This is a genomic window from Mycobacterium sp. E2479, from assembly GCF_001667925.1.
Classification (GTDB): domain Bacteria; phylum Actinomycetota; class Actinomycetes; order Mycobacteriales; family Mycobacteriaceae; genus Mycobacterium.
This window is the reverse complement of record NZ_LZJR01000069.1, coordinates 24,653-46,828: the sequence shown is the minus strand read 5'-3', so window position 1 is coordinate 46,828 and position 22,176 is coordinate 24,653. Positions and strand designations below refer to the sequence as shown.

The following is a 22,176-nucleotide window of genomic DNA, read 5'->3' as shown; positions in this document are numbered from 1 at the left end:
CGCGATCGTCGTCGACGCCCCGCCGACCGGACGCATCGCGCGGTTCCTGGATGTCACCAAGGCCGTGTCTGATTTGGCGAAGGGTGGCCCGGTGCATTCGCAGGCCGACGGCGTTGTAAAGCTACTGCACTCCGAGCAGACGGCCATTCACTTAGTCACCCTGCTGGAGGCGCTGCCGGTGCAAGAGACGCTGGAAGCCATCGAGGAGCTCGCCGAGATGCAGCTGCCGATCGGCAGCGTGATCGTTAACCGCACTATCCCCGCTTACCTGCAGGCGACCGATCTGGCGAAGGCCGCCGAGGGAGATGTCGACGCGGACTCCGTGCGGGCGGGATTGGAAAAGTGCGGAATCACCATGACCGACAAGGATTTTGCCGGCCTGCTGACAGAGACCATCGAGCACGCGACGGTCGTCGCCACGCGCGCCGAGATCGCACAACAGCTCGATGCTTTGAAGGTGGCGCGGCTGGAACTGCCGGCCATTTCCGACGGGGTCGACCTCGGTAGCCTCTATGAGCTGTCGGAATCACTTGCACAGCAGGGGGTTCGATGAGCACCACGCCTACCCAGCTTGATATGGCCGCCATCCTGGCAGACACGACCAACCGCGTGGTGGTGTGCTGCGGCGCGGGTGGGGTGGGCAAGACCACCACCGCCGCCGCCATCGCGCTGCGCGCCGCCGAATACGGCCGCAATGTCTGCGTTTTGACGATCGATCCGGCCAAGCGGTTGGCGCAGGCGCTCGGCGTCAGCGACCTCGGTAACACACCGCAACGAGTCCCGCTGGCAACGGAGGTGCCCGGCGAGCTGCACGCGATGATGCTCGACATGCGTCGCACTTTCGACGAGATGGTGATCCAATACTCGGGACCCGGTCGCGCCCAAGCGATTCTGGATAACCAGTTCTATCAGACGGTCGCCAGTTCGCTCGCCGGCACGCAGGAGTACATGGCGATGGAGAAGCTGGGTCAGCTGCTGGCCGAGGATCGCTGGGACCTGGTAGTCGTCGATACACCGCCATCTCGCAACGCGCTGGACTTCCTGGACGCGCCGAAACGGCTGGGCAGCTTCATGGACAGCCGGCTGTGGCGGCTGCTGCTCGCGCCGGGCCGGGGCATCGGGCGTTTGGTAACCGGCGCAATGGGTTTGGCGATGAAGGCGATGTCGACAATCCTGGGTTCGCAGATGCTCGGCGACGCCGCGGCGTTCGTGCAATCGCTGGACGCCACCTTCGGCGGGTTTCGCGAGAAAGCCGATCGCACCTACGCGCTGCTGAAAAGGCGTGGGACGCAGTTCGTTGTGGTGTCGGCGGCCGAGCCGGACGCTCTGCGGGAGGCGGCCTTCTTCGTCGACCGGCTGTCGCAGGAAGGTATGCCGCTCGCGGGGCTGGTCTTGAACCGCACCCATCCGCCGTTGTGCTCCCTGCCGGCGGAGCGGGCGATCGACGGTAGCGAAATGCTGGAACACGATGGCGACTCCGAAGCCACGTCGCTGGCCTCGGCCGTGTTGAAGATTCACGCCGAACGTGCGCAGACCGCCAAACGGGAGATCAGATTGCTTTCCCGGTTCACCGGAGCCAATCCGCACGTGCCGGTCATCGGTGTTCCGTCGCTGCCCTTTGACGTTTCGGATCTGGAGGCGCTGCGCGCGCTCGCCGATCAGATCACCTCGGTGGGTGATGGTGCGGGCCGGGCAACGGCCCGCTGAAAACCTGCCGCCAGCGGCCGCACGAAAGGCTCAGCTGACGCTGCGGGCCCGCCTCTTGTCGAAGAAGTCCGCCCAGGAAACCACCTCGGGGTGCTGCTTGAGCAGGGCCCGACGTTGCCGCTCGGTCATGCCGCCCCACACCCCGAACTCCACCTTGTTGTCCAGGGCGTCCGCCCCGCATTCCTGCATCACCGGGCAGTGTCGGCAGATCACTGCCGCCTTACGCTGGGCCGCTCCGCGGACAAACAGTTCGTCGGGATCTGTGGTCCGGCAAAGCGCCTTCGAGACCCACGCGATCCGTTCCTCGGCATCGACACTGCGAAGTACCCCTTGTGCGGCTGCAATGTTTGTCCTACGCGCCGCCGGCCGTATTGGTGACACGAACTGTTCCCTTCCCTACCGGCCGCCCGTCAACGGCCGCCCTCCTCGGGTGCAGATCCCGACGTTGCGATCTACGCCACACCATGTACTTCGGTGTTACCTGAATCTCACCGTGTGTCTAAGTTAGGTGGTCAGGTGCCAATTGCGCAACAGTCCGATAACGCTTTTTTTGGGACGGGCGTGCCGTCTCGCACCAGAAGATGGACACGGAAGTGATCTTGGACGCGCGGTGCGCGTCGCGTGACGGAACTGCAAATTTCGCGCCAGCCGCCGCCACGGCGCTGAAATAGGCCCCTTTTATGGGTGAACGCGCAGCGTGGCGGGGTGACTGGCGGCCGCTAATGTAGTAGCCATGTCAGACCGCCCCCCGGCCGCGCTCACGATCCTCAAGCTCGCGGGGCTTTGCTTGTTGGCCAGTGTCGTCGCCACGGCGCTGCTGTTCCCCTTCGCCGGCGGCATAGGGCTTGTGTCCAATCGGGCCTCGGAAGTGGTTGCCAACGGGTCGGCTCAGCTTCTGGAGGGCGAGGTGCCGGCCGTGTCGACGATGGTCGACGCCAAGGGCAACACCATCGCCTGGCTGTACTCGCAGCGCCGGTTCGAGGTGCCCACCGACAAAATCGCCAACACGATGAAGCTGGCGATCGTGTCCATCGAGGACAAGCGTTTCGCCGAGCACAACGGGGTGGACTGGAAGGGCACCCTGACGGGGCTGGCGGGCTATGCGCGCGGCGACGTCGACACGCGCGGCGGTTCGACCATCGAGCAGCAGTACATCAAGAATTACCAGCTGCTGGTCACGGCGAAGACCGATGCCGAGAAGCGTGCGGCCATCGAAACCACCCCGGCGCGCAAGCTGCGCGAGATCCGCATGGCGTTGACGCTGGACAAGACTTTCACCAAGCCGGAGATCCTGACCCGTTATCTGAACCTGGTGTCGTTCGGCAACGGCTCGTTCGGCGTGCAGGACGCCGCCCAGACCTACTTCGGCATCAACGCCTCCGACCTGAACTGGCAGCAGGCGGCGCTGCTGGCGGGCATGGTGCAGTCGACCAGCGCACTGAACCCGTACATCAACCCCGACGGGGCGCTGGCGCGGCGAAACCTGGTGCTGGACACCATGATCGAGAACATTCCGCAGGAGGAGGAGGCCCTGCGTGCCGCCAAGGCCGCCCCGCTGGGGATCCTCCCGCAGCCCAACGAGTTACCCCGCGGCTGCATCGCGGCGGGCGATCGCGCGTTCTTCTGCGACTACGTCCAGGAGTACCTCTCCCGGGCCGGGATCAGTAAGGAACAGGTGGCGCGAGGCGGCTACACCATCAAAACCACGCTGGACCCGGACGTGCAGATTCCGGTCAAGGCGGCCATCGACAAGTTCGCCAGCCCGACGCTCCCGGGGATCTCGAGTGTGATGAGCGTGCTGCAGCCGGGAAAGACGTCGCACAAGGTGATGGCGATGGCCAGCAACCGCACCTACGGGCTCGACGTCGATGCCGGTCAAACCATGCGCCCGCAGCCCTTCTCGCTGGTTGGTGACGGCGCGGGATCCGTTTTCAAGATCTTCACCACCGCGGCGGCGCTGGACATGGGGATGGGCACCAACGCCACGCTCGAGGTGCCGGGCCGGTTCCAGGCGAAGGGCATGGGCAGCGGCGGAGCCAAGGGCTGCCCGAAGGACAACTGGTGCGTGGTCAACGCCGGTAACTACCGCGGGTCGATGAATGTCACGGACGCGTTGGCCACCTCGCCCAACACCGCGTTCGCCAAGCTGATCCAACAGGTCGGGGTGACGCGCACGGTGGACATGGCGATCAAGCTCGGGCTGCGGTCCTACGCCGACCCGGGCACGGCCCGCGACTACAACCCTGACAGCAACGAGAGCCTGGCCGACTTCGTCAAACGGCAGAACATCGGCTCGTTCACGCTGGGCCCGATTGAGGTGAACGCGCTGGAGCTTTCCAACGTCGCGGCCACCCTCGCCTCGGGCGGCACCTGGTGCCCGCCCAATCCGATCGACAAGCTGGTCGACCGCAAGGGCAACGAGGTCGCCGTGACCACCGAGACGTGCGATCAGGTGGTGCCCGAGGGCCTGGCGAACACGTTGGCCAACGCGATGAGCAAAGACGCCCTGGGTGGCGGCACGGCGGCCGGTTCGGCCAGTGCGGCGGGCTGGGACCTGCCGATGTCCGGCAAGACGGGGACCACCGAGGCGCACCGCTCGTCGGGCTTCGTGGGGTTTACCAACCACTATGCGGCGGCCAACTACATCTACGACGATTCCCCCAACCCCACCGATCTGTGCTCGGCCCCGCTGCGGCACTGCGGGGAGGGCGACCTGTACGGCGGTAATGAACCGGCGCGCACGTGGTTTACCGCGATGAAGCCGATCGCCACCAACTTCGGGCCTGTGCAGTTGCCGCCCACCGACCCTCGCTATGTCGACGGCGCGCCCGGTTCGCGGGTGCCCAGCGTCGCCGGCCTGGATATCGATGCCGCACGCCAGCGCATCAAGGAGGCCGGCTTCCAGGTCGCCGACCAAAACAATTTCGTCAACAGCAGCGCAAAGCAGGGCGAGGTGGTGGGAACCACACCGAGCGGGGCAACGATTCCGGGCTCGATCATCACCATCCAAGTGAGCAACGGCATACCGCCGGCCCCACCGCCGCCGCCGGAAGGGGCCCCGCCACCTGTCGGCTCGCAGGTGGTCGAAATTCCGGGTCTGCCGCCGATCACCATTCCTTTGCTGGCGCCACCGCCGCCGCCGGCGCCCGGTCAGCCGCCCGGTCAGCCGCCCCCATAGGCGTCGCGTAATCCAGAGATACGGTGCGAGCCCGCGACCGGCAGTAGGCTGCCAGCATGGCTGATGTTTTGCCCGTCCTGATACGTGCCGGCGCCGCCGTGCTCGGTTCGAGCGTCGCCGGCCTTGGTTATGCCGCAGTGATCGAGCGCAACGCGTTCGTACTGCGCGAGATCACCATGCCCGTGCTGACACCGGGTTCGACTCCGCTGCGGGTGCTACATATCAGCGACCTGCACATGACGCCCGGCCAGCGCCGCAAGCAGGCGTGGCTGCGGGAGCTGGCGGGCTGGGAGCCGGACCTGGTGGTCAACACCGGCGACAACCTGGCCCACCCCAAGGCGGTGCCGTCGGTCATCCAGGCCCTCGGCGATCTGCTGTCGCGACCGGGCGTCTTCGTATTCGGCAGCAACGACTACTTCGGCCCGCGGCTGAAGAACCCGTTGAACTACGTGACCAACCCGTCACACCGGGTTCGTGGTGAACCCCTTCCTTGGCAGGACGTGCGGGCGGCGTTCACCGAGCGTGGCTGGATCGACCTCACCCATACCCGGCGCGAGTTCGAGGTGGCGGGGTTGCACATCGCCGCCGCGGGCGTTGACGACCCGCACATCGACCGCGATCGCTACGAAACCATCGCCGGCCCGGCCAGCCCGGCCGCGAATCTGCGCCTGGGTCTGACGCATTCGCCCGAGCCGCGGGTGCTGGACCGCTTCGCCGCTGACGGCTATCAGCTGGTGATGGCCGGACACACGCACGGCGGTCAGGTCTGCCTGCCGTTCTACGGCGCACTGGTGACCAACTGCGGTCTGGACCGCTCACGGGTAAAGGGGCCGAGCCGCTGGGGCGCGAACACGCAGTTGCATGTCTCCGCCGGTATTGGCACCTCGCCATTCGCGCCGGTGCGGTTCTGCTGTCGGCCGGAGGCCACCCTGCTGACGTTGATCGCCACCCCGATGGGCGACCACGATGCGGCCAGCGATCTGAGCCGTTCGCAGCCAACAGCATCGGTGCGTTGACGGACCGGACCCGGATCGCGGACCGCAGCCGCTCACGTTGCTGGACGGACGGCGCGATCCGTTTCCCGCCTACGCCGAAGACCGCTGCGACGTCGTGATGCCCAAATCGTCTCGCATCGAGGGCATCGGCCGACCGCGGGTGGAGCCATCGTTTCTGCCCAGCGTGGTCGACCGCATCGTGGCCGTCCCGGACGCGGCGTCGATCGCGGCCGCGCGGCACGCGAGCGCGGTCTTGGGGCGCCGGGTGGGACCGTCGACGGGCACCGACATGTGGGGGCGTTCGGCCTGGTCGCCGAGATGGTCGCCGATGGCCGCAGCGGTTCGGTGGTGACGCTCCTCGCCGACAGCGGCGACCGCAACCGCGACACCTATTTCCGCGACGAATGGGTCGCGGCGCAGGGACTGCATCCGACGACCGCAGCCGAATCGCTGGTCGCGTTCGAACGATCTTGCTTATGGGAGTGACGTGGCGCACCGCGGTTTGGCCAGCCGACGGCCAGGTGCGATAGGCTGTCGAAGCTTCAAGCGGGGTGTGGCGCAGCTTGGTAGCGCGCTTCGTTCGGGACGAAGAGGCCGTGGGTTCAAATCCCGCCACCCCGACTCAAGGTAACGCGACGCCGTATCTATACGGCGTGATCGGCACTGGGTCCGTCAGTGCGTCTAGCCCCCCGACTTCTTGCCGCCTTTGCGTCCTGCGGCCTTCTTCTGGGACTGGTTGCCGCCGCTGCCGCTGCTGGGGCTACTTTGGCTGCTGCCGGTGCTCTTGCCGCCCCTGCTCGAGGCGCCAGGCGAGTTCGATATCGCCGCCGCTCTCGAGTTGCTCATGCCCTTCTTGCGCAAGCCCTCGTACTGTTTGTCGTTCTTGACGCTGGACCATGATCTTTCGCCACTTTGTACTCCTTTACATCTTGCAGCCCGGATACCCGTTGCCAACGCAACAGATTTCCGGGCGTTCCCAAAGTGTCGAGAAGGAAATGATTCCCGCGGTCGATGCAGGGTGCGTTCGCCGGACTCTTCCGGTCCATCTTCAGCCATGTAAGCGGCGCACCATTCGGTGTAGCGTCATTGCTGTTCGACAAGACGTTGGGGTCCGGAGCCTGGCGATCTCGGCGATTCGGTTCCCGAAAGCGGGGTGCCCATCACGAAGGAGGGCTTCCTCCATGGCCGCCAATGATGCGTCGCGGCCGGTGAGTCCGGCACCGCATGACGATCTGCGCGTCACCCTGGCCGTAAGGCGTGACAAGCTCGTTCGCCAGCGCGTGGACGTACTTGCGGAGATTCGCACGCTTTCCAACCAATTAGAGGCCATCGACCGCCAGCTTGAACACATCGCGCACATCGAGGCCGCGCACGTGCCGCACTGATCAAATTTCGCACAGCGTGAACAACCCGCTGCGCGATATCCGCGCCGGGTGATCGAGGCCGCAAGAAGAGCGGTGGCGTCGGAGGGCGAACGTCTGGCCGAACCGAATGCGCTGTGGCTCAGAGCATCTCGCTAGCTTTCCTACTCCGATTCCAGCCGTCGTTGTCCGGCATGAGGTGCGAAACTGTGTGTGCGCCGCGGGCCCCGCGTTACGACCGGCTGAATTCGCGTCCAGCTCTGTAGCTGGGAGCGGCCCACGAGGCGGCAATGGTGGGTGCCGGCTAATCGGCGGGCCGCCTTGGTGAAGGTCTGGTTGGTAACGACGACCGTCCGGCTACAGCCATGGTGTAAAGCCCCGGCCACGACCTGCTGAACCGCGGCCACACCGACGGCCTTCGCGAGCCTCTTGCACTGGACGGCCACGCGGGCGCCGTCTTTCTTGGCGATCAGATCCACGCCGTAGTCGCCGGTGCCGGCGGTGGGGGTGACGCTGTAGCCCGCGACGCGAAGCTGCGCTGCGACGAATTCCTCGAACTCGGTGCCGGACATCCGGTCGATCGCCCGCAACCCTCGTTTCGTCAACTTGACGTCGCGTCGTCGGTGCGCGTCGCGCTGGTAGCGGTCTCGTTGCAGCGAGAGCCACCACAGGATGGCCAACGCGAAGGCGAGCCCGCCCAGACCGGCCAAGCATCCCAGCGGCAGACTCCCGGTGGCCTTCTGCGTGAAATACCAAGGGAGCGCTAATCCCAGTACCAGGAGCGACCCGAGTACCTTCTCCATTTGTCGCTGAACCTAGCGGATGCCACCGACAATTCGGTGCAACCCGGCGCGGATTCACGGTGCGCCTTGGTGGTCGGGACGCACCCGTCTGAGGGCTTTCCTTTGTCAGGCGCAGTCGGCGCACACCGGGAGGCCCGAGCCAGAAGCGCGCATCCGGCTACGGTGCTGCACCAAAAAGCAACTCGAGCAAGTGAACTCGTCCGCGCGCTGGGGAATCACGGTCACCGACAGCTCCTCGCCTGACAGATCGGCCCCGGGTAGTTCGAAGAAGTGCACGTCGTTGGGGTCCTCGTCGACCACGGTGGTGACAGGCCTCGGCAGGGTCGGCGCCAGTTCGCGAATCGCGGAGTTGTCCTGGGTGTCGGCGTCGGATACACGGCGTGCGTCGTAGTCAGTGGTGGTCGCCATTGGGGTTCCTTCCTGCTAGTGGAACGGGTTGACGCACTTTCCTGTACTCACCCGTGGCGCAGGCTGTACCCGGTTCGGAGGCTAGCTACACCAAGCGACCCTGAAAAGTTGCGCCGACCGAGAAATGGGCGGCGGCGATGTCTCGCCCCTGGCCTTACTCGGGCACGGCTCATTTACGTCGCCGTCGACTATGGCGTTTGCTGGCAGGGTTAGCCCCAAGCGGTCCAACGGGACCGGATTCGCCCGTTGGCGTGGGAAGCAGACATCAGACCCCAATCTGCGTGGCGCTGATGATCGTTAGCTCAGCTGCTGGGCGGGGGCACGGGGCGGTCGGAATGCGCGGCGTGCCAGCGCAGTTCGGCATCGCGGACCTTGCGGTGGGCACGCAGCAGCCACGCCGCGCTCAGCGTGCCGAGTATGACGGCCACGACGAGGGCGATGGCGCCACCCACCAGATGTCCGGCCGCAACGGTGAACAATCCCACGGTCAGCGCAATCACGGCGAACGCCGAAGCGGCGAGGCCGGGGGCGTTGGCGCCGTTCTTGAGGGATTCGCCGGCGTGCTGACGAGTGGTACGGGCATGGTCGACTGCGGCGTTCTTGCGGTGATCCAACGTCATTCCTCGTCGAGAGTTATTGTGTATCAGCATTATTCGTGCGGAACTCGATCGCGGTCGGCCCGGCGAACAGGCACGGCGAAGCCGCCCCGAAGTCGCGGACCACCCACGCAGCTGTACCCGTCGCCCCGGTGGCCAAACTAACCCGCGACGGTGTCGGCAACGCTCGGCGTGGGTATGCCGGGAAACATGACATCACCAGCGCACGCGGGCACGGGTCCCCAAACCGACGCGGGGAGCCCGCACTGATGGCGCGCGGCGCGGCACCCGCCGTACTGTTCGACGTCGACGGCACCCTGGTGGATTCGAACTATCTGCATGTCCATGCCTGGCAGCGGGCGTTCGACGCCGAGGGCATGGCGGTGGCGTCGTGGCAAATTCATCGCTGCATAGGCATGGACGGGTCCCGGCTGGTCCGGACGCTCTCCGATGACGCCCCCGACGACGTGCAGGAGCGGCTCAGCGACAAGCACAGCAAGTACTACCGGGAGATCACCCCGTTGCTGCAACCTCTGCCCGGTGCCCGTAGCCTGCTGCACCGGGTCGCCGACCTAGGTTTACAGGTCGTCCTGGCCAGCTCGGCGCCCGAAGACGAACTGGAGATCTTGCGCAAGGTTCTCGATTGCGACGATGTCATCTCCGAGACGACGTCGTCCCGCGACGTCGATACCGCCAAGCCCGAACCCGGCATTGTGCAGGTAGCGCTGGATCGCGCCGGCGTCGATGCCGACCATGCCGTGTTCGTCGGAGACGCGGTGTGGGACGCACACGCCGCGGCCGGCGCGCGATTGCCGTGCATCGGGTTGCTGAGCGGCGGCATCTCGGGCGCGGAACTGCTGGAGGCGGGCGCCGAGCCCGTCTTCGAGGATCCACGCGACCTGCTCGAGCACCTGGAGTCGACCCGAATCGCGGCACTTGCGCCAGACCGCTGACCGACGAACCCGCTCAGTCGCCGTGCGTGCGCAGTGACAGCGGCAGCACCCACCAGAAGAAGATGAACAACGGCAGCGCACACGCTCCGGCTATGAGGCCCACTGTTAGCCCGGCCACCGCGGCGAAAATGATGGTGGTCAGACCGATCACCGCCAGACCGAGTAACCCCAGCCCGGCGAAGGCACACCGGTGTGCGGCCGAAACGAGGACCTGAAGGCGGTGCCGCCGAAAAAGGATCCGGTGCATGGCGACCGGGGCGATCAGCAGAAGGGTCGCGCACACCGCACAGACCACGGTCGTCAGATAGACGATGCGCATCGGCGGCCCCAACACGTCGAAGCGTTGCTGGAACGGCAGTGTCAATAGGAATCCGGTCAGCAGCTGTACCCCAGTCTGGACGACCCGCAACTCCTGCAACAGGCTATTCCAATTGCGGTCCAGCCGTTGAACTTCGGTTTCGCCTCGCTCACGGCGATCCCACCGTTGGTCTTCTTGCGGGTCGTCGACGTCCATACCCTGATGATCGCACTTGAGCCGAGTGTGGACACCGCAACGGATAGGCCGACCATGACGCGTCATTCGCGACAAAAATGTTTGAGCGAATTACGGAGGCCCCGATGAGGGATAGACGCAATTAGCACTGGATTTGATGCAGAGCGGAATAAAACTCGCCGTACGTGCGCCAAAGACGTTGTCAGGCAAGCGATGGGCACCGCGGATTCACAGCGCGAAGCGGCCCGCGCTCGCGGAACAAATCGCTAGCCGTTGAGGTTGCCGTCCCGGATCCCGGTCAACGCGTCGTCGAGCGTCGGGTACAGCGGGAAGGTCTTGTCCAGACCGGTCAGGTGAATCGGCCTGCGAGTGGCCGGGCCCCGCGCGACCACACCGAACCCGGTCTGCTTGCCCAGCTTCTCATAGGTCGCCGCCAGGATCTTCAGCCCGACCGAACCGAGAAACTCGACCGCGGAGAGATCAATGATCAGCGCTGTCGGGCTATCCGCGACGACCGCGCTAATGGCTTGTTCCAGGGCAGGAGCCGTGACCAAATCGATTTCGCCGCTGACACTGACCACGGAGACCCCGTCGTGGTCCTCAACCAACGTGGTAATCGAATCAGGAGCTGACAATGGCAATCCTTTGTCCTGGGCGGTGGCGTGGTTCAACCCTAGCCTGCGTTATGAACTGCGAGAAGAATATGCCCTCTACATGTGCCCCGCGGCAACCCAGGCTAGTCTCGCAAAGGAACTGCAGACCGCAGGGGCGCGACGTGGCACTCGGGAGGCCAGATGTCAGATTCGCCGTCGGATCTCAACAGTACCGGCACTGCGGCGCAGACCGTGGGCGTTTCCAGCGAGGGGCTACTACCGCAGCTTGTCCAGCACTTGCGGCAGAATCGAACGATCCTGCGCGAGGAGTGGGCCCGCCGGATCACCGCGGCCGAACTGCTCACCGCGATGTCGCCCGAGGAGATCTTCTCCGAGGCGACCACGGTGTATGACAGCTATGTCGAGGTACTCGAGACCGGTAGCGTCGAGGCGCTGCAGGACTACGCACGCGACCTGTCCGAGCGCATCATCCCGCGTGGCGTTGAGACGAACGAGGTCGTCGGCATCGTGCTCCTGCTGCGCGACGTGCTGGCCCGCTCGCTGTTCGAGAAGTACCAGACGGACTTCGACCTACTCAATCGGGTGCTCGACGCCTACGAACCCGCGGCCAACCGCATCGCCAACACCGTCGCTGTCGGCTTCGTGCAGGAACGCGAGCGCATCATCCGCCAGCAGCAGGAGGCCATCCGCGAACTGTCGACGCCGGTGCTGCAGGTGCGTGAGCAGCTGCTGATCCTGCCCATCATCGGCGTGCTGGACAGCCAGCGTGCCCGCCAGGTCACCGAACAGCTCCTGCGGGCAATCCGCGCCAACCGCGCCAAAGTGGTGGTCATCGACATCACCGGTGTTCCCACCATCGATTCGACGGTGGCCAATCACCTGGTGCAAACGGTCGACGCCTCGGGATTGATGGGTGCCAGTGTGATCATCACCGGCCTGTCCTCCGAGATCGCACTGACGCTGGTGACCATCGGGCTGGACCTGTCGAAGATGAACGCCGTCGGCGACCTACAGGGCGGTATCGAGGAAGCCGAACGCCTGCTGGGCTACGAGGTCACCCGCACGGGCGAGCAAACCGGATAAGCACCACTAGGCGAGCACCCCCATGCCGGTACCGATCCTGAAGCAGGGCGCGATCCTGATCGCCTCGGTGCAGTCGGCGCTCACCGACTCCGACGCCGAACGCCTGCGCTATGACCTGATGGAGCGGGTCAGTAGGTTCCGCGCTCAGGGCATCATCGTCGACGTCACCGCAATCGATGTGATGGATTCCTTCGCCGCCCGGTCGCTGCGGACGATTGCGCACATGACCCGACTGCGCGGCGCCGAGACGGTGATCGTCGGGTTGCAGCCGGAGGTGGCATTCGCGATGGTCCAGCTTGGTCTGGCGTTCGACGACATGAACACCGCGCTGGATCTTGAAGAAGGACTTGCCCTGTTGAATCGCGAACGGGGACAGGGTAAATCGATGATCGGGCGCGACGGTGGTGGGTGACATCGTCGTCGACATCCATAACTCCGACGACATCGTCGCCGCACGCAAGGCCGGACACGAGCTCGCACTCGATCTCGGATTCTCGTTGACCGACGTCACCATGATCGCCACGGCGATCTCCGAAGTAGCGCGAAATATCACGAGCTACGCGGGTCGCGGAATCATCCGGGTGACCGTCGACGACCGGGACGGCCGTCAGGCTCTGGTGGTGCGCGCCGAAGACGAGGGCCCCGGCATCGCCGACATCGAACGGGCGATGGAAGACGGTTACACCACCGGGCGCGGGCTGGGACTGGGCCTGCCCGGCGCGCGCCGCCTGATGGACCGACTGGTGGTCGAGTCCACTCTCGGTCGGGGAACCGTCATTGAAATGTGGAAATGGGTTCCTCCTCGTGCATGAACACGGACGCTTCGGACCTATCGAGTGGGCAAGGGCGGGAAGGCCTCTGCCCAGCGAGTACACGTCCGGTGACCGGAGTATCGCAATCGAAATCGACGGTGGTGCAGCGCTGTTCGGAGTTGTTGATGGGCTCGGCCACGGGCCGGCCGCCGCAGAAGCCGCGCTGCGCGCGGTCGATGTGCTCACGCGCGCCAGTTCCGAGCATGTCGAGGTATTGCTCCAGCTCTGCCACCGGGTGCTGGCCGGCACCCGTGGGGTGGCAATGACATTGGCGCGAATGGACTTTGCCGCAAACACCCTCACCTGGTCCGGCGTCGGCAATGTCACCGCCGACCTGGTTGCCAAGGCGCCGACCGGTCTAGAGGTTCGGTCCAGTGCACGGCTTACCGGAGGTATCGTGGGCGACCGTATGCCGGAAATACCTCCGGCGCAAGTGGTTTCCATCCGCCCTGGCGATTTACTCCTGATGAGCACCGACGGCATCGCCCAGGATTACCTGGACCACATCGACTTCTCAGCCACCGCTGTCGCCATCGCTGAGGGGCTCCTGGGCAAGGATGCGAAAGAGACCGACGATGCGATGGTGCTGGCGGCACGTCACAGGGGAGTAACGAGTTGACCGGCGACAACGACTTTCACGATCAGTACGAGGCCGCGCTACGCGCCTACCTGGTCTCACACGACGAGGCCACCCTGTCGGTCGCCAATGAGCTCGGCCGCAGGGCCCTACAAGAACAGATAAGCCTGCTCGACCTGGTCGAACAACATGTCCGGCTGGTCTTCGAGATCTCGCAGGACGTGCGCATAGATGCGCCGATCGCGCTGGAGTTCCTCCTGCAGCTGCTGGTGCCACTCGACGTCGCTACGCGCGGCTTCATCGACGGCAACAGACGCTATGCCGAACAACGTGCCCGCGCCGAGGGGCTGGCCGACCGCGACAAATTCCGCACCGCGCTGGTCAATTCGCTGCAGGAAGGCTTCTTCGTCGCCGATCACGAGGGCTCCGTGGTCGAGATGAACAGTGCCTTCATCGAGATCCTTGGCTATCCCAACGAGGGCTTGCCGTACAAGTGGCCCCACCCCTGGCTGGTAGACACGACGACTGCGGCCGAACAGGTAACGCTGGTCCTGGCCCAGGGTAGGGCCGACTACGAGACACCCATTCGCCATGCCGACGGCCACCTGGCTTGGGTCAAGGTGAGCATCAACGCGGTCAAGGAAACGGGCAGCGATCGAGTCTATGTCGGAACGATCCGCGACGTCACCGCCGAGCGTGCCTTCGCGGCCCGCGAGACCGCCGTGCTGCGATTGGCCACCGCCGTGGCGGTGGCCAAGACTGTGGACGAACTGCTGACGATCACCCTTAAGGAGTGCAGCGCGGCAATCGACGTGCAACGGGTGATCGCGGTCTCGTGGCCCAACGGCGACGGGGACCCGACGGTCCAGGTGGCCGGCGAGCCCGCGGCCTCGTCGTGGCGCAAGCTGGATCCGTGGTTGCGTCATACCTTCCAGGATGCGCGTCATCAACTGCCGCTGACCGCGAAAACGGTTGAGGCGCCGAGCAATCCCGGCAAGGTCCAGGGATTGGTGGCGGTGCTCTCCGGTACCGGCGACCTGGCGTTGTGGCTGGAGCTGCGGACGCCCCGCTGGGTCAGCGGGGAGGATCGGCTGCTGGTCACCGTGCTGATCGGGCACCTGAGTCTGGCCATGCAGCACGTGCGTCAGTTCGAGAGCGCGCGTGAGACTTCGCTGACGTTGCAGCGGGCCATGCTGCCACCGGTCCAGCCCCCGCCGGGGTTCGCAGTTCGGTACGAACCCGCGGTGCCGCCGTTGGAGATTGGCGGTGACTGGTATGACGTGCTAGCGCTGGACGAGCACCACATCGGCATCGTCGTCGGAGACTGCGTCGGTCGCGGCCTACCGGCGGCCGCGATCATGGGGCAGCTCCGAAGTTCCGCGCGGGCACTGCTGATCAACGGTGCCGAGCCCGCGGTGCTGCTCGAACAGCTCGACTCGGCGGCATCGCTCATCCCCAACGCGTACTGCACAACGGTCTTCCTGGCGATTCTGGACACCGAAACCGGGCTGCTGCAGTACAGCAACGCCGGCCACATGCCGGCCGTGCTGGCCGGGCCGGAGCCCGGCATGACGGCGGTGCTGACCGACGCCGCGTCGCTGCCGCTGGCGGTCCGCCGAAACCAACCGCGCCCGCAGGCCACCCAGGTGCTGCCGCCCGGCTCGACACTGATGCTGTTCACCGACGGGCTCGTCGAACGCAAGCATGAGTCAATCGACGAAGGAATCGCCCGTGCCGCAGACGTTCTGGCGCAGACCATGACATCGCCGCTGGATACGGTGGCCGATGTGGTGCTTCGCGAACTAGCACCGGCCGCGGGGTACGACGATGACGTCGCGATGGTGATCTACCGACACCAGCAGACACCGCTGCGCATCGAAAGTGTTGCCGCCGCAGACCAATTGGCTATCATCCGGCATCGGTTGGCGGACTGGCTGCGCGCCCGCGGCGTAACGGAAGACCAGGCAGCCGACATCGTGCTGGTCGTCAACGAGGCGTGTACCAACTGTGTAGAACACGCTTACCGTGGATTCGCCGCCGGAGCCATGTTGCTCGAGGCCAGTCTTACCGACGGCGAAGTACGCACCCAGATCACCGATTACGGATCGTGGAAGACGCCGCCGGCCACCCGGAGCAACGGCGGACGCGGCTTGCCGCTGATGCGGGCCCTCAGTGACTCAATGGAGCTCGATACCACCGCCACCGGCACCACCGCGGACATCACCTTCCGACTGCGGGGAGGGGCCGTCTGAGGCGGATGAAAGACCCAGTAGCTGGCGTCGAGCCGTTTGCCGGGCCCGTACAGCGGGTAGACACCGGCGTGACTTACGCATCGACCATGACCGAACCCGCCCTGCCTGCCGCGCACGGGCCGCTGTCAACGGCCGTGCGCAGCGCGCTGGCGGGTCCACCATCGGTTGACCACCTGGCGCGCATCGGCCCCTCCGTGCAAGATTCCGATCCTTGGGGACTGGATCTGCAACTGGCGCTGTCCATGTGCTACGAGCTGCATTACCGGGGGCTTGCCGGCGTCGACGCCGCATGGGAGTGGAACCCCGCGCTGCTGGGTCTGCGCTTTGAACTGGAGCGGGTTTTTCTGGCGGGCGTGCGCCGCGACGTCGGTCAAATCGATCCAGACCAGACCGCCGCGGCCGAAATGGAAGCGCTCACGATCGAGCCAGTCGACGGCACCGGCCCGTCGTACTACCTGCGTGACACCGGAACGTGGCAGCAGATGTGCGAGTACTTCGTGCACCGCTCCCTGTACCACCTCAAAGAGGGTGATCCGCACGCCTTTGCCATTCCGCGCCTGACGGGTGTGGCCAAAGCGGCGTTTGTGGCAATCGAATTCGATGAGTACGGTGCCGGACGGGGCTCGCGGGTACACCAGCGGCTGTTCGCCGATCTGCTCGCCGCGGCCGATCTGGATGCGACGTATTGGGGCTACGTCGACGCGGTGCCGGCCGAGGCTTTGGCGGTGGTCAACCTCATGTCGCTGTTCGGCCTGCACCGCTCGTTGCGCGGCGCTGCGATCGGGCACTTCGCCGCCACGGAGATCACCTCGCCACCGGGATCGCAACGCATGGTGAAGGCCTTGCGCCGCTTGCAGGCACCGGCGGCGTGCATCGAGTTCTACAGCGAGCACGTCGAGGCCGATGCGGTACACGAACACGTCGTGCGCAACGATGTGGTGGGTAATCTCGTCACCCAGGACCCGCGACTCGAACACGATGTCATCTTCGGCATCCGGGCCCACGCGGCGGTCGAAGACCGCCTGGCCGAACGGATTATGGCGTCGTGGGGCCAGGATCAGACTTCGTTGCGGAGGCCGCTGGAGCGGATGAGCGTGCCGAGGTCTTGAGGCGCCGGCACCGGCGGTGACTGGTGTCGCAAAGCGGGTAGCGGTCGCTTCGGCGGCAAGTGCAGATCGCCACCATGAATCGATCGGATTCCACGACCTCACCGTCGGGCATCTCAATGCGCACCGGACCCGACACCAGCACGGGCCCGTTGGGCACCACCTGCACCCGGGTTGTAGTCATCGCTTTTCGGCTCGGATCACGATAAGCTCCTCTTCCCGGCGTCCGCGCGGTATCAGGCCTACCTCCTCCAGCCACGCCGCCCGAGACGACATCACCGGCCCGAACGGTATCCACTTGGAGGCAATCACTTTCGCGTCCATGCCGGCCCACTTGAGCGAATCCAGCGACTGCTGGACACCGGCAAGCGCCGAATGCACCAGCAACAGGGATCCACCGTCGCGCAAGAGCTTTGGAGCCGACTCGCACAACGGGTCCAGGATCATCCGTCCGTCCACGCCGGCGTTCCACGCCCACGACGGTCCGGCCACCGGGCAGATCTCTCCCATTTCGGCGCCGGGCGGGGTCGGAACATACGGTGGGTTCGAGACAACGACGTCGAACGGCGCGCAATCCACAGCGGCGACCCACGATCCTTCGCGGACGTCCACCTCAACACCGGCTGCCGCCGCGTTTTTCCGAGCGCAGCGCACGGCCTGCGGGCAGATGTCGAAGGCCGTTGCGCCGGCGCACCCCATGGCGGCAGCCGCGATCGCGACGAAACCGCTGCCCGTGCACAGATCGAGCACCCGCCGCCCCGGGATCAGGCCAGTGTCATGCATCACGTCCACCAGCAATCGAGAGTCCTCTTGTGGCTGATACACGTTAGGAACGGACGAGACGGCGGGCTCGGGATACGTGGTTGTCACTGTTGGCCTTTCGAGAACCCAATAAAATCTGCCGCTGATCACGGCTTGGCGGGATAATGCCCGCAAACCGCTTCATTCAAACGAACGAGCCGGAAAGTCCTGCTGCTAACCTGCCGTCACACCGGCTAACTGCTTGAGAACGGCCGCACAGAATGCCGGGAGGTCCGACGGCGAGCGACTGGTGATCAGATTGCCGTCCACGACGACCTCCTCGTCAATGACGTGGGCGCCCGCATTGCGCAGATCGGTGCGAATACTCGGATACGACGTCAGCGTCCGGCCCACTGCCACACCGGCTTCGGCCAGCGTCCAGGGACCATGACAGATGGCGGCCACCGGCTTGCCCGACCCGACGAAATCTCGGACGAAGGACACGGCGGAGCTGTCCATGCGCAGCTTGTCCGGGTTCACGGTGCCACCCGGCAGCACCAGGCCGTCGTAATCGTCCACCGAGGCCTCGGATACCTTTCGGTCGACGGCGAAGGTTCCGGCCGGTTCGAGATCGTGGTTACGCGCCTGGATTTCGCCGTCCTTCAGCGACAGCACCTGCACTTGCGCACCGGCTTCCTGCAGCGCCGCACGTGGCTGTTCGAGCTCCACTTTCTCCACACCGTCAGCCGCGAGAATCGCTATTCTCTTGCCCTGCAAATCATTTGACATCGTCGCTTCCCCTTCCTGCGATCGTCGATTTCCTTCTGATCAAAGAGCTCGTAACTGCGCAGCGCCTCGTCGCGCACCATTGCCGGTCGTTCGCAACGCCGTGTAAAGGTCGAGTCCGGCGATTCCGGAAAGCAGTACCGCCGAAACCGTGCCCTGCTGCCGTCGCCCGGGCCCACGGGCAACGACGCCCGCGATCAACAGCGCCATGTCCAGGACGTCGCCGGCCACCCGCGTCCACACCAGCTTGGGGGGACCGCCCAGCAGCGCCGCGCCATGGCCGCATTCGCGCGCGCCGAGTCCGCGGATGACCCGCCGCGACCGGCTGGTGTCGTCCACGCCCGCAATAGCGGCGACCTTGCCCGGGGCAACCAGTTCCCCCACGCCCAGGCCGAAACTGGCGGCGGTGAGCGCCCTTACCAGAGTGGTTGTGGTGTCACCGTAGCCATCGCTCATGGTTCGCTCCCCCTGCTTAGCCGAAATGCGCATACCTGCGAGTCGGCTGGGCGGCAGCAGTTCGAATGGACCAACGCGCGCCGGAACGCCTGTTCACGTCCCAGCTCCACCGACGTCCGGCCGCGCGTTGGTTGGCTGCCCACGACTGCGACCCGGATACCCGGGCGCAACACGGTCAAACCTGCGATCAGTTCGCTGCGTCACGCAGCGCCGCCAGCAACGGCTCGGCGGCTTCGGAGAGGAACCTCTCCTGGGTGTCTCCCCCGATCTGGACGAGCGCGATGTCGGTGAAGCCGGCTTCCCAGTAGGGCCGGACACCTTCGACAATGGCGTCCAGGTCAGGACCGCACGGGATCGTCTCGGCGACGTCTTCGGGCCGCACGTACTGGGTCGCGCCTGCGAAGCCGGCCGGCGTCGGTAGGTCGGCGTTGACCTTCCAGCCTCCGGCAAACCAGCGGAACTGGTCGTGCGCACGTTTGACCGCGGTGTCACGATCCGGATCCCAGGACACCGGTATCTGGCCGACCACCCGACCGCCGCCGGCGAGATTGGCCGCTTGGCGGGCGCCGTGCCAGGCGTCGACGAGTTCCTTCTTGGGTTCCACTGCGATGAGGTGGTCGGCCAGCTTGGCGAATTTATCGACCGCCTTGGTGCCCCCGATCGCCACCCCGATGCCCACCGGAATGTCCGGCACGTCCCACAAGCGCGCCGAGTCGACCCGGAAATAGTCGCCGGTGAAGTCGACCAATTGCCCGCCGAACAGCTCCCGGATGATTTTGATGGCTTCCCGCAGCATGTCCTGCCGGCGGGCGACGGCCGGCCAGCCTTTGCCGACGACGTGTTCGTTGAGGTTCTCCCCGCTGCCCAGGCCCAGGGTGAATCGGCCATCGGACAGAATCTGCACGGTAGCCGCCTGCTGGGCGACGATCGCCGGGTGATACCGCATCGTCGGACACGTCACATACGTGTAGAGGTCGACCCGCTCGGTGGCCTGAGCCACCGCACCCAGGACCGCCCAGGCGTTCGGGGCGTGTCCTTGCGAGATGAGCCACGGCGAGAAGTGGTCGCTGCACACGTGGAAATCGAAGCCCCGCTCTTCCGCCGAAACCGCGTACTGCACAAGGTCTTTGGGTCCACTCTGCTCGGTCATCAAAGTGTAGCCAAAATTCGTCATGCGTGACTGGGTACCCGACTGATCCGAGCGCAAACGACGCACCGGGCCCTGCACGCCCGCGGTGGTGATGGGTCCCGTGGCGACGGTGCCAAGCGCCATCGCGATCACGGCGGACAGTCTGATGTTGCGGCCCAACGTGTTTCGCCAGGTGACCTTGATGCCGACGCGTTCCGTGCGCCCCAGCCAGATGACCCGGGCTGAAGCTGGACCGACGGCGAGCTGGCGGGGGGTGTCGCCGGGTCGCGGACCGACCCGCGCGGCTACAACCGCTCTTTGACGGCGGCCGCGAGCCGGGCGCCGTCGGCCTTGCCGGCGGCGATCGCCGTGGCGGCCTTCATCACCATGCCCATCTGTTTCGTCCCCGGTCGCTCACCGATTTCCTCGGCGACCTGCGCGATCGCGGTGTCGGCGACATCGGCCACCTCGGCCTCGGTGAGCGGGGTGGGCAGGTACTCGTCGATGATGCGCCCCTCGGCGTGCTCGTTGGCCGCGAGCTCCCCGCGCCCGTTCTGGGTGTAGATCTCCGCGGCTTCGCTCCGCTTGCGGGACTCCCTGGCCAGCACCTTGATGACATCCTCGTCAGTGAGGTCTTTTGCCTCCTTACCGGAGACTTCCTCGGTCTGGATAGCTGCCAACAGCATGCGCAGGGTGGCCGTTCGCAACTTGTCCTGGGCCTTCATCGCCGCCGTCAGGTCCGTCCGGATCCGGGATTTGAGTTCCGCCATGAGGAAGACGCTACGCGCCGGGGGTCGGGTCAACGTTGTGAAATGGGCCGACCGCCGACAGGATGGAGCCCATGACGATCGACGCGCCCGGCTGCAGGGCTGGTTTGACGGGCCGCTGCACTCGGTGAGCGCGCCGCCGCCTGGTTTTCCGGCTGGTCCGCCACCGGCATACGGCCCACAACCTCAATACGGTCCACCCGCCGCGTATGGCCCACCCTCGGCTTACGGCCAACCACCGCCATATGGCCCGCCACCCGGCTACCAGCCCCCGGCCGGCTACGGACCACCACCGGGATACGGGCCGCCTCCCGGGTATGGGCCGCCACCCGGGTACGGGCCCGCGGCCGGCTACGGATCGGCGCCGCACTTCGGCGCGCCACGCTACGGAGCCGTCAAGCCGGGGATCATCCCGCTGCGGCCGCTGACCTTGGGCGACATCTTCAACGGCGCGGTCGGCTACGTCCGGGCTAACCCGAAGGCGACGCTGGGACTCACCGCCATCGTGGTGGTGATCATGCAGATCGTCACCAAGGTCGCGTTCTTCGGACCGCTGGCCGCGGCCGACAGGTTCACCAGCGATCGACCCGACGAACTGACTTCGAGCGTCGTCGGCGCCTGGTCCGCGTCGCTGGTGGGCGGCATCCTGGTCAGCTGGCTGGGCGGCATGCTGCTGTCCGGCATGCTCACCGTCATCATCGGGCGGGCCGTGTTCGGGTCACCCATCACCATCGGCGAAACCTGGATCAAGATCCGCGGGCGACTGCTGGCACTGCTCGGCCTGGCTCTACTGGAAGCCGTCGTGGTGGCGGCTCTCGGCGGGTTGGTCGCGGTGATCATCGGCGTGCTGGCGGCGATAGGTAACGCCGCGGCGGCCGTGGTGTTGGGCATCCCGCTGGTGCTGATCGTCCTCGCGTTGCTGGTCTACCTGTACACGGTGGTGCTGTTCGCCCCCGTGCTGATCGTGCTGGAACGGCTGCCGGTCATGGACGCGATCACCCGATCGTTCAAACTGGTTCGCAACGGTTTCTGGCGGGTGCTGGGAATCAGGGTGCTCGCATTGCTGGTGACGTCGGTCGTCGCCAACGCCGTGGCGGTCCCGTTCAGCATCATCGGCCAATTTTTCCAGATCAGCTCGTCCCCCACAGCCTTCGTCGTCAGCGCGGCGGTTCTCTCGGTGGGGGCGGCGATCGGCGAAATCATTACCGCGCCGTTCACTGCGGGTGTCGTCGTCCTGCTCTACACCGACCGCCGGATGCGCGCCGAGGCATTCGACCTGGTGCTGCAAAGCGGCGCCGCCCAGGGGCCCTACGCGGCCGCGTCCACCGACAACCTCTGGCTGACACGGCCCCTGTAAGG

At 65.8% G+C, this 22,176-nt stretch carries 26 protein-coding genes, 1 tRNA gene and 1 pseudogene; 15 read left to right on the top strand and 13 right to left on the bottom strand.

All coding sequences use genetic code 11. The annotated features are described in order from the left end of the window. Both A5686_RS08775 and A5686_RS08770 read left to right on the top strand, forming a co-directional pair. The coding region (locus A5686_RS08775; protein WP_304528439.1) for an ArsA-related P-loop ATPase at positions 1–553 on the top strand (553 nt) is incomplete at its 5' end. Continuing rightward, positions 550–1,707: an ArsA family ATPase gene (locus A5686_RS08770; protein ID WP_067933141.1), complete on the top strand. Its 1,158-nt coding sequence runs from the start codon at positions 550–552 to the stop codon at positions 1,705–1,707. The genes A5686_RS08775 and A5686_RS08770, both read left to right, overlap by 4 nt. Positions 1,708–1,737: 30 nt before the next feature. Here A5686_RS08770 and A5686_RS08765 read toward each other — a convergent pair whose 3' ends face one another. After that, the gene (locus tag A5686_RS08765; protein WP_067933138.1) at positions 1,738–2,088 is read right to left on the bottom strand and encodes a WhiB family transcriptional regulator; all 351 of its coding nucleotides are present in this window, start codon (positions 2,086–2,088) and stop codon (positions 1,738–1,740) included. Between the two features lie 352 nt (positions 2,089–2,440). Here A5686_RS08765 and ponA2 point away from each other — a divergent pair, with 352 nt between their 5' ends. The 4 genes and pseudogenes from ponA2 to A5686_RS08745 all read left to right on the top strand — a co-directional run bounded on the left by ponA2 (position 2,441) and on the right by A5686_RS08745 (position 6,501). Continuing rightward, a complete protein-coding gene (ponA2, locus tag A5686_RS08760) occupies positions 2,441–4,885 on the top strand; it encodes a transglycosylase/D,D-transpeptidase PonA2 (RefSeq protein WP_067933136.1) in 2,445 nt (814 codons plus the stop codon). Between the two features lie 56 nt (positions 4,886–4,941). Next, entirely contained in the window at positions 4,942–5,901 is a 960-nt protein-coding gene (locus tag A5686_RS08755) for a metallophosphoesterase (protein ID WP_067933134.1), read from the top strand. A gap of 61 nt (positions 5,902–5,962) precedes the next feature. Then, positions 5,963–6,366: pseudogene (locus tag A5686_RS08750) on the top strand (PLP-dependent cysteine synthase family protein); the annotation flags it as partial. A gap of 61 nt (positions 6,367–6,427) precedes the next feature. After that, positions 6,428–6,501, top strand: a tRNA-Pro gene (locus A5686_RS08745). 60 nt (positions 6,502–6,561) lie between these two features. Here the strand turns inward: A5686_RS08745 and A5686_RS26520 are convergent. Continuing rightward, positions 6,562–6,726, bottom strand: coding sequence for a hypothetical protein (locus A5686_RS26520; protein WP_231986324.1), 165 nt, complete (start codon positions 6,724–6,726; stop codon positions 6,562–6,564). A 335-nt stretch (positions 6,727–7,061) separates the two neighbouring features. Here A5686_RS26520 and A5686_RS08740 point away from each other — a divergent pair, with 335 nt between their 5' ends. Further along, positions 7,062–7,265, top strand: coding sequence for a hypothetical protein (locus A5686_RS08740; protein ID WP_067933132.1), 204 nt, complete (start codon positions 7,062–7,064; stop codon positions 7,263–7,265). A gap of 140 nt (positions 7,266–7,405) precedes the next feature. Here the strand turns inward: A5686_RS08740 and A5686_RS08735 are convergent, their stop codons facing one another. The 3 genes from A5686_RS08735 to A5686_RS08725 form a co-directional block, all read right to left on the bottom strand. Further along, positions 7,406–8,044 carry a restriction endonuclease gene (locus A5686_RS08735; protein ID WP_067933130.1) on the bottom strand — a complete coding sequence of 213 codons (639 nt, stop codon included), beginning with the start codon at positions 8,042–8,044 and terminating at the stop codon, positions 7,406–7,408. 105 nt (positions 8,045–8,149) lie between these two features. Beyond that, the gene (locus A5686_RS08730; protein WP_067933127.1) at positions 8,150–8,452 is read right to left on the bottom strand and encodes a DUF4193 domain-containing protein; all 303 of its coding nucleotides are present in this window, start codon (positions 8,450–8,452) and stop codon (positions 8,150–8,152) included. A gap of 302 nt (positions 8,453–8,754) precedes the next feature. Next, a complete protein-coding gene (locus A5686_RS08725; RefSeq protein ID WP_067933125.1) occupies positions 8,755–9,072 on the bottom strand; it encodes an MnhB domain-containing protein in 318 nt (105 codons plus the stop codon). Positions 9,073–9,317: 245 nt separating this feature from the next. Between A5686_RS08725 and A5686_RS08720 the strand changes: the two genes are divergently transcribed. Then, complete coding sequence (locus A5686_RS08720) at positions 9,318–10,001, top strand: HAD family hydrolase (protein WP_067933161.1); 684 nt, start codon at positions 9,318–9,320, stop codon at positions 9,999–10,001. A gap of 13 nt (positions 10,002–10,014) precedes the next feature. Here A5686_RS08720 and A5686_RS08715 read toward each other — a convergent pair whose 3' ends face one another. Both A5686_RS08715 and A5686_RS08710 read right to left on the bottom strand, forming a co-directional pair. Further along, positions 10,015–10,515: a DUF6328 family protein gene (locus A5686_RS08715; RefSeq protein ID WP_067933123.1), complete on the bottom strand. Its 501-nt coding sequence runs from the start codon at positions 10,513–10,515 to the stop codon at positions 10,015–10,017. A gap of 245 nt (positions 10,516–10,760) precedes the next feature. Next, positions 10,761–11,129: an STAS domain-containing protein gene (locus tag A5686_RS08710; RefSeq protein WP_231986323.1), complete on the bottom strand. Its 369-nt coding sequence runs from the start codon at positions 11,127–11,129 to the stop codon at positions 10,761–10,763. Positions 11,130–11,288: 159 nt separating this feature from the next. Between A5686_RS08710 and A5686_RS08705 the strand changes: the two genes are divergently transcribed. The 6 genes from A5686_RS08705 (at position 11,289) to A5686_RS08680 (ending at position 16,941) form a co-directional block, all read left to right on the top strand. After that, on the top strand, positions 11,289–12,191 hold the full coding sequence (locus tag A5686_RS08705) for an STAS domain-containing protein (protein ID WP_067933119.1): 903 nt from the start codon (positions 11,289–11,291) through the stop codon (positions 12,189–12,191). Positions 12,192–12,213: 22 nt separating this feature from the next. Next, the gene (locus tag A5686_RS08700) at positions 12,214–12,603 is read left to right on the top strand and encodes an STAS domain-containing protein (protein ID WP_067933117.1); all 390 of its coding nucleotides are present in this window, start codon (positions 12,214–12,216) and stop codon (positions 12,601–12,603) included. Continuing rightward, entirely contained in the window at positions 12,593–13,003 is a 411-nt protein-coding gene (locus A5686_RS08695; RefSeq protein ID WP_067933115.1) for an ATP-binding protein, read from the top strand. The genes A5686_RS08700 and A5686_RS08695 overlap by 11 nt, the downstream gene beginning before the upstream one ends. Then, complete coding sequence (locus A5686_RS08690) at positions 12,996–13,622, top strand: SpoIIE family protein phosphatase (RefSeq protein WP_067933113.1); 627 nt, start codon at positions 12,996–12,998, stop codon at positions 13,620–13,622. Before A5686_RS08695 ends, A5686_RS08690 begins: the two co-directional genes overlap by 8 nt. Continuing rightward, complete coding sequence (locus A5686_RS08685) at positions 13,619–15,832, top strand: SpoIIE family protein phosphatase (protein ID WP_067933111.1); 2,214 nt, start codon at positions 13,619–13,621, stop codon at positions 15,830–15,832. The genes A5686_RS08690 and A5686_RS08685 overlap by 4 nt, the downstream gene beginning before the upstream one ends. An 86-nt stretch (positions 15,833–15,918) precedes the next feature. Further along, positions 15,919–16,941, top strand: a complete 1,023-nt coding sequence (locus A5686_RS08680; RefSeq protein WP_082947539.1) for an iron-containing redox enzyme family protein — start codon at positions 15,919–15,921, stop codon at positions 16,939–16,941. On the opposite strand, the gene A5686_RS26515 is transcribed toward A5686_RS08680, so the two are convergent. From A5686_RS26515 to A5686_RS08655, 6 genes are all read right to left on the bottom strand, one after another. After that, positions 16,868–17,122, bottom strand: coding sequence for a CDGSH iron-sulfur domain-containing protein (locus tag A5686_RS26515; RefSeq protein ID WP_082947538.1), 255 nt, complete (start codon positions 17,120–17,122; stop codon positions 16,868–16,870). The genes A5686_RS08680 and A5686_RS26515 overlap by 74 nt on opposite strands. After that, on the bottom strand, positions 17,119–17,808 hold the full coding sequence (locus A5686_RS08675; protein WP_067933158.1) for a HemK2/MTQ2 family protein methyltransferase: 690 nt from the start codon (positions 17,806–17,808) through the stop codon (positions 17,119–17,121). Before A5686_RS08675 ends, A5686_RS26515 begins: the two co-directional genes overlap by 4 nt. Positions 17,809–17,913: 105 nt before the next feature. Continuing rightward, on the bottom strand, positions 17,914–18,468 hold the full coding sequence (locus A5686_RS08670) for a type 1 glutamine amidotransferase domain-containing protein (protein WP_067933106.1): 555 nt from the start codon (positions 18,466–18,468) through the stop codon (positions 17,914–17,916). Positions 18,469–18,507: 39 nt separating this feature from the next. Beyond that, positions 18,508–18,921 (bottom strand): malate dehydrogenase, encoded by a 414-nt coding sequence (locus tag A5686_RS08665; protein ID WP_067933156.1) that lies wholly within the window; start codon positions 18,919–18,921, stop codon positions 18,508–18,510. Between the two features lie 187 nt (positions 18,922–19,108). Further along, positions 19,109–20,095: an LLM class F420-dependent oxidoreductase gene (locus A5686_RS08660; protein ID WP_067933154.1), complete on the bottom strand. Its 987-nt coding sequence runs from the start codon at positions 20,093–20,095 to the stop codon at positions 19,109–19,111. A gap of 260 nt (positions 20,096–20,355) precedes the next feature. Continuing rightward, positions 20,356–20,820, bottom strand: a complete 465-nt coding sequence (locus A5686_RS08655) for a GatB/YqeY domain-containing protein (protein ID WP_067933105.1) — start codon at positions 20,818–20,820, stop codon at positions 20,356–20,358. On the opposite strand from A5686_RS08655, the gene A5686_RS08650 reads away from it, so the two are divergent. After that, entirely contained in the window at positions 20,819–22,174 is a 1,356-nt protein-coding gene (locus tag A5686_RS08650; RefSeq protein WP_197520520.1) for a hypothetical protein, read from the top strand. The genes A5686_RS08655 and A5686_RS08650 overlap by 2 nt on opposite strands. Positions 22,175–22,176: the final 2 nt, after the last annotated feature.

Bases quoted from the DNA above. Each gene is read 5' to 3' on its own strand.
- A5686_RS08770 (WP_067933141.1), top strand. From the start codon at position 550: ATGAGCACCACGCCTACCCAGCTTGATATGGCCGCCATCCTGGCAGAC.
- ponA2 (WP_067933136.1), top strand. From the start codon at position 2,441: ATGTCAGACCGCCCCCCGGCCGCGCTCACGATCCTCAAGCTCGCGGGG.
- A5686_RS08755 (WP_067933134.1), top strand. From the start codon at position 4,942: ATGGCTGATGTTTTGCCCGTCCTGATACGTGCCGGCGCCGCCGTGCTC.
- A5686_RS26520 (WP_231986324.1), bottom strand. From the start codon at position 6,726: ATGAGCAACTCGAGAGCGGCGGCGATATCGAACTCGCCTGGCGCCTCG.
- A5686_RS08740 (WP_067933132.1), top strand. From the start codon at position 7,062: ATGGCCGCCAATGATGCGTCGCGGCCGGTGAGTCCGGCACCGCATGAC.
- A5686_RS08735 (WP_067933130.1), bottom strand. From the start codon at position 8,044: ATGGAGAAGGTACTCGGGTCGCTCCTGGTACTGGGATTAGCGCTCCCT.
- A5686_RS08730 (WP_067933127.1), bottom strand. From the start codon at position 8,452: ATGGCGACCACCACTGACTACGACGCACGCCGTGTATCCGACGCCGAC.
- A5686_RS08725 (WP_067933125.1), bottom strand. From the start codon at position 9,072: ATGACGTTGGATCACCGCAAGAACGCCGCAGTCGACCATGCCCGTACC.
- A5686_RS08720 (WP_067933161.1), top strand. From the start codon at position 9,318: ATGGCGCGCGGCGCGGCACCCGCCGTACTGTTCGACGTCGACGGCACC.
- A5686_RS08715 (WP_067933123.1), bottom strand. From the start codon at position 10,515: ATGGACGTCGACGACCCGCAAGAAGACCAACGGTGGGATCGCCGTGAG.
- A5686_RS08705 (WP_067933119.1), top strand. From the start codon at position 11,289: ATGTCAGATTCGCCGTCGGATCTCAACAGTACCGGCACTGCGGCGCAG.
- A5686_RS08700 (WP_067933117.1), top strand. From the start codon at position 12,214: ATGCCGGTACCGATCCTGAAGCAGGGCGCGATCCTGATCGCCTCGGTG.
- A5686_RS08680 (WP_082947539.1), top strand. From the start codon at position 15,919: ATGACCGAACCCGCCCTGCCTGCCGCGCACGGGCCGCTGTCAACGGCC.
- A5686_RS26515 (WP_082947538.1), bottom strand. From the start codon at position 17,122: ATGACTACAACCCGGGTGCAGGTGGTGCCCAACGGGCCCGTGCTGGTG.
- A5686_RS08670 (WP_067933106.1), bottom strand. From the start codon at position 18,468: ATGTCAAATGATTTGCAGGGCAAGAGAATAGCGATTCTCGCGGCTGAC.
- A5686_RS08665 (WP_067933156.1), bottom strand. From the start codon at position 18,921: ATGAGCGATGGCTACGGTGACACCACAACCACTCTGGTAAGGGCGCTC.
- A5686_RS08660 (WP_067933154.1), bottom strand. From the start codon at position 20,095: ATGACGAATTTTGGCTACACTTTGATGACCGAGCAGAGTGGACCCAAA.
- A5686_RS08650 (WP_197520520.1), top strand. From the start codon at position 20,819: ATGAGGAAGACGCTACGCGCCGGGGGTCGGGTCAACGTTGTGAAATGG.
- A5686_RS08655 (WP_067933105.1), bottom strand. From the start codon at position 20,820: ATGGCGGAACTCAAATCCCGGATCCGGACGGACCTGACGGCGGCGATG.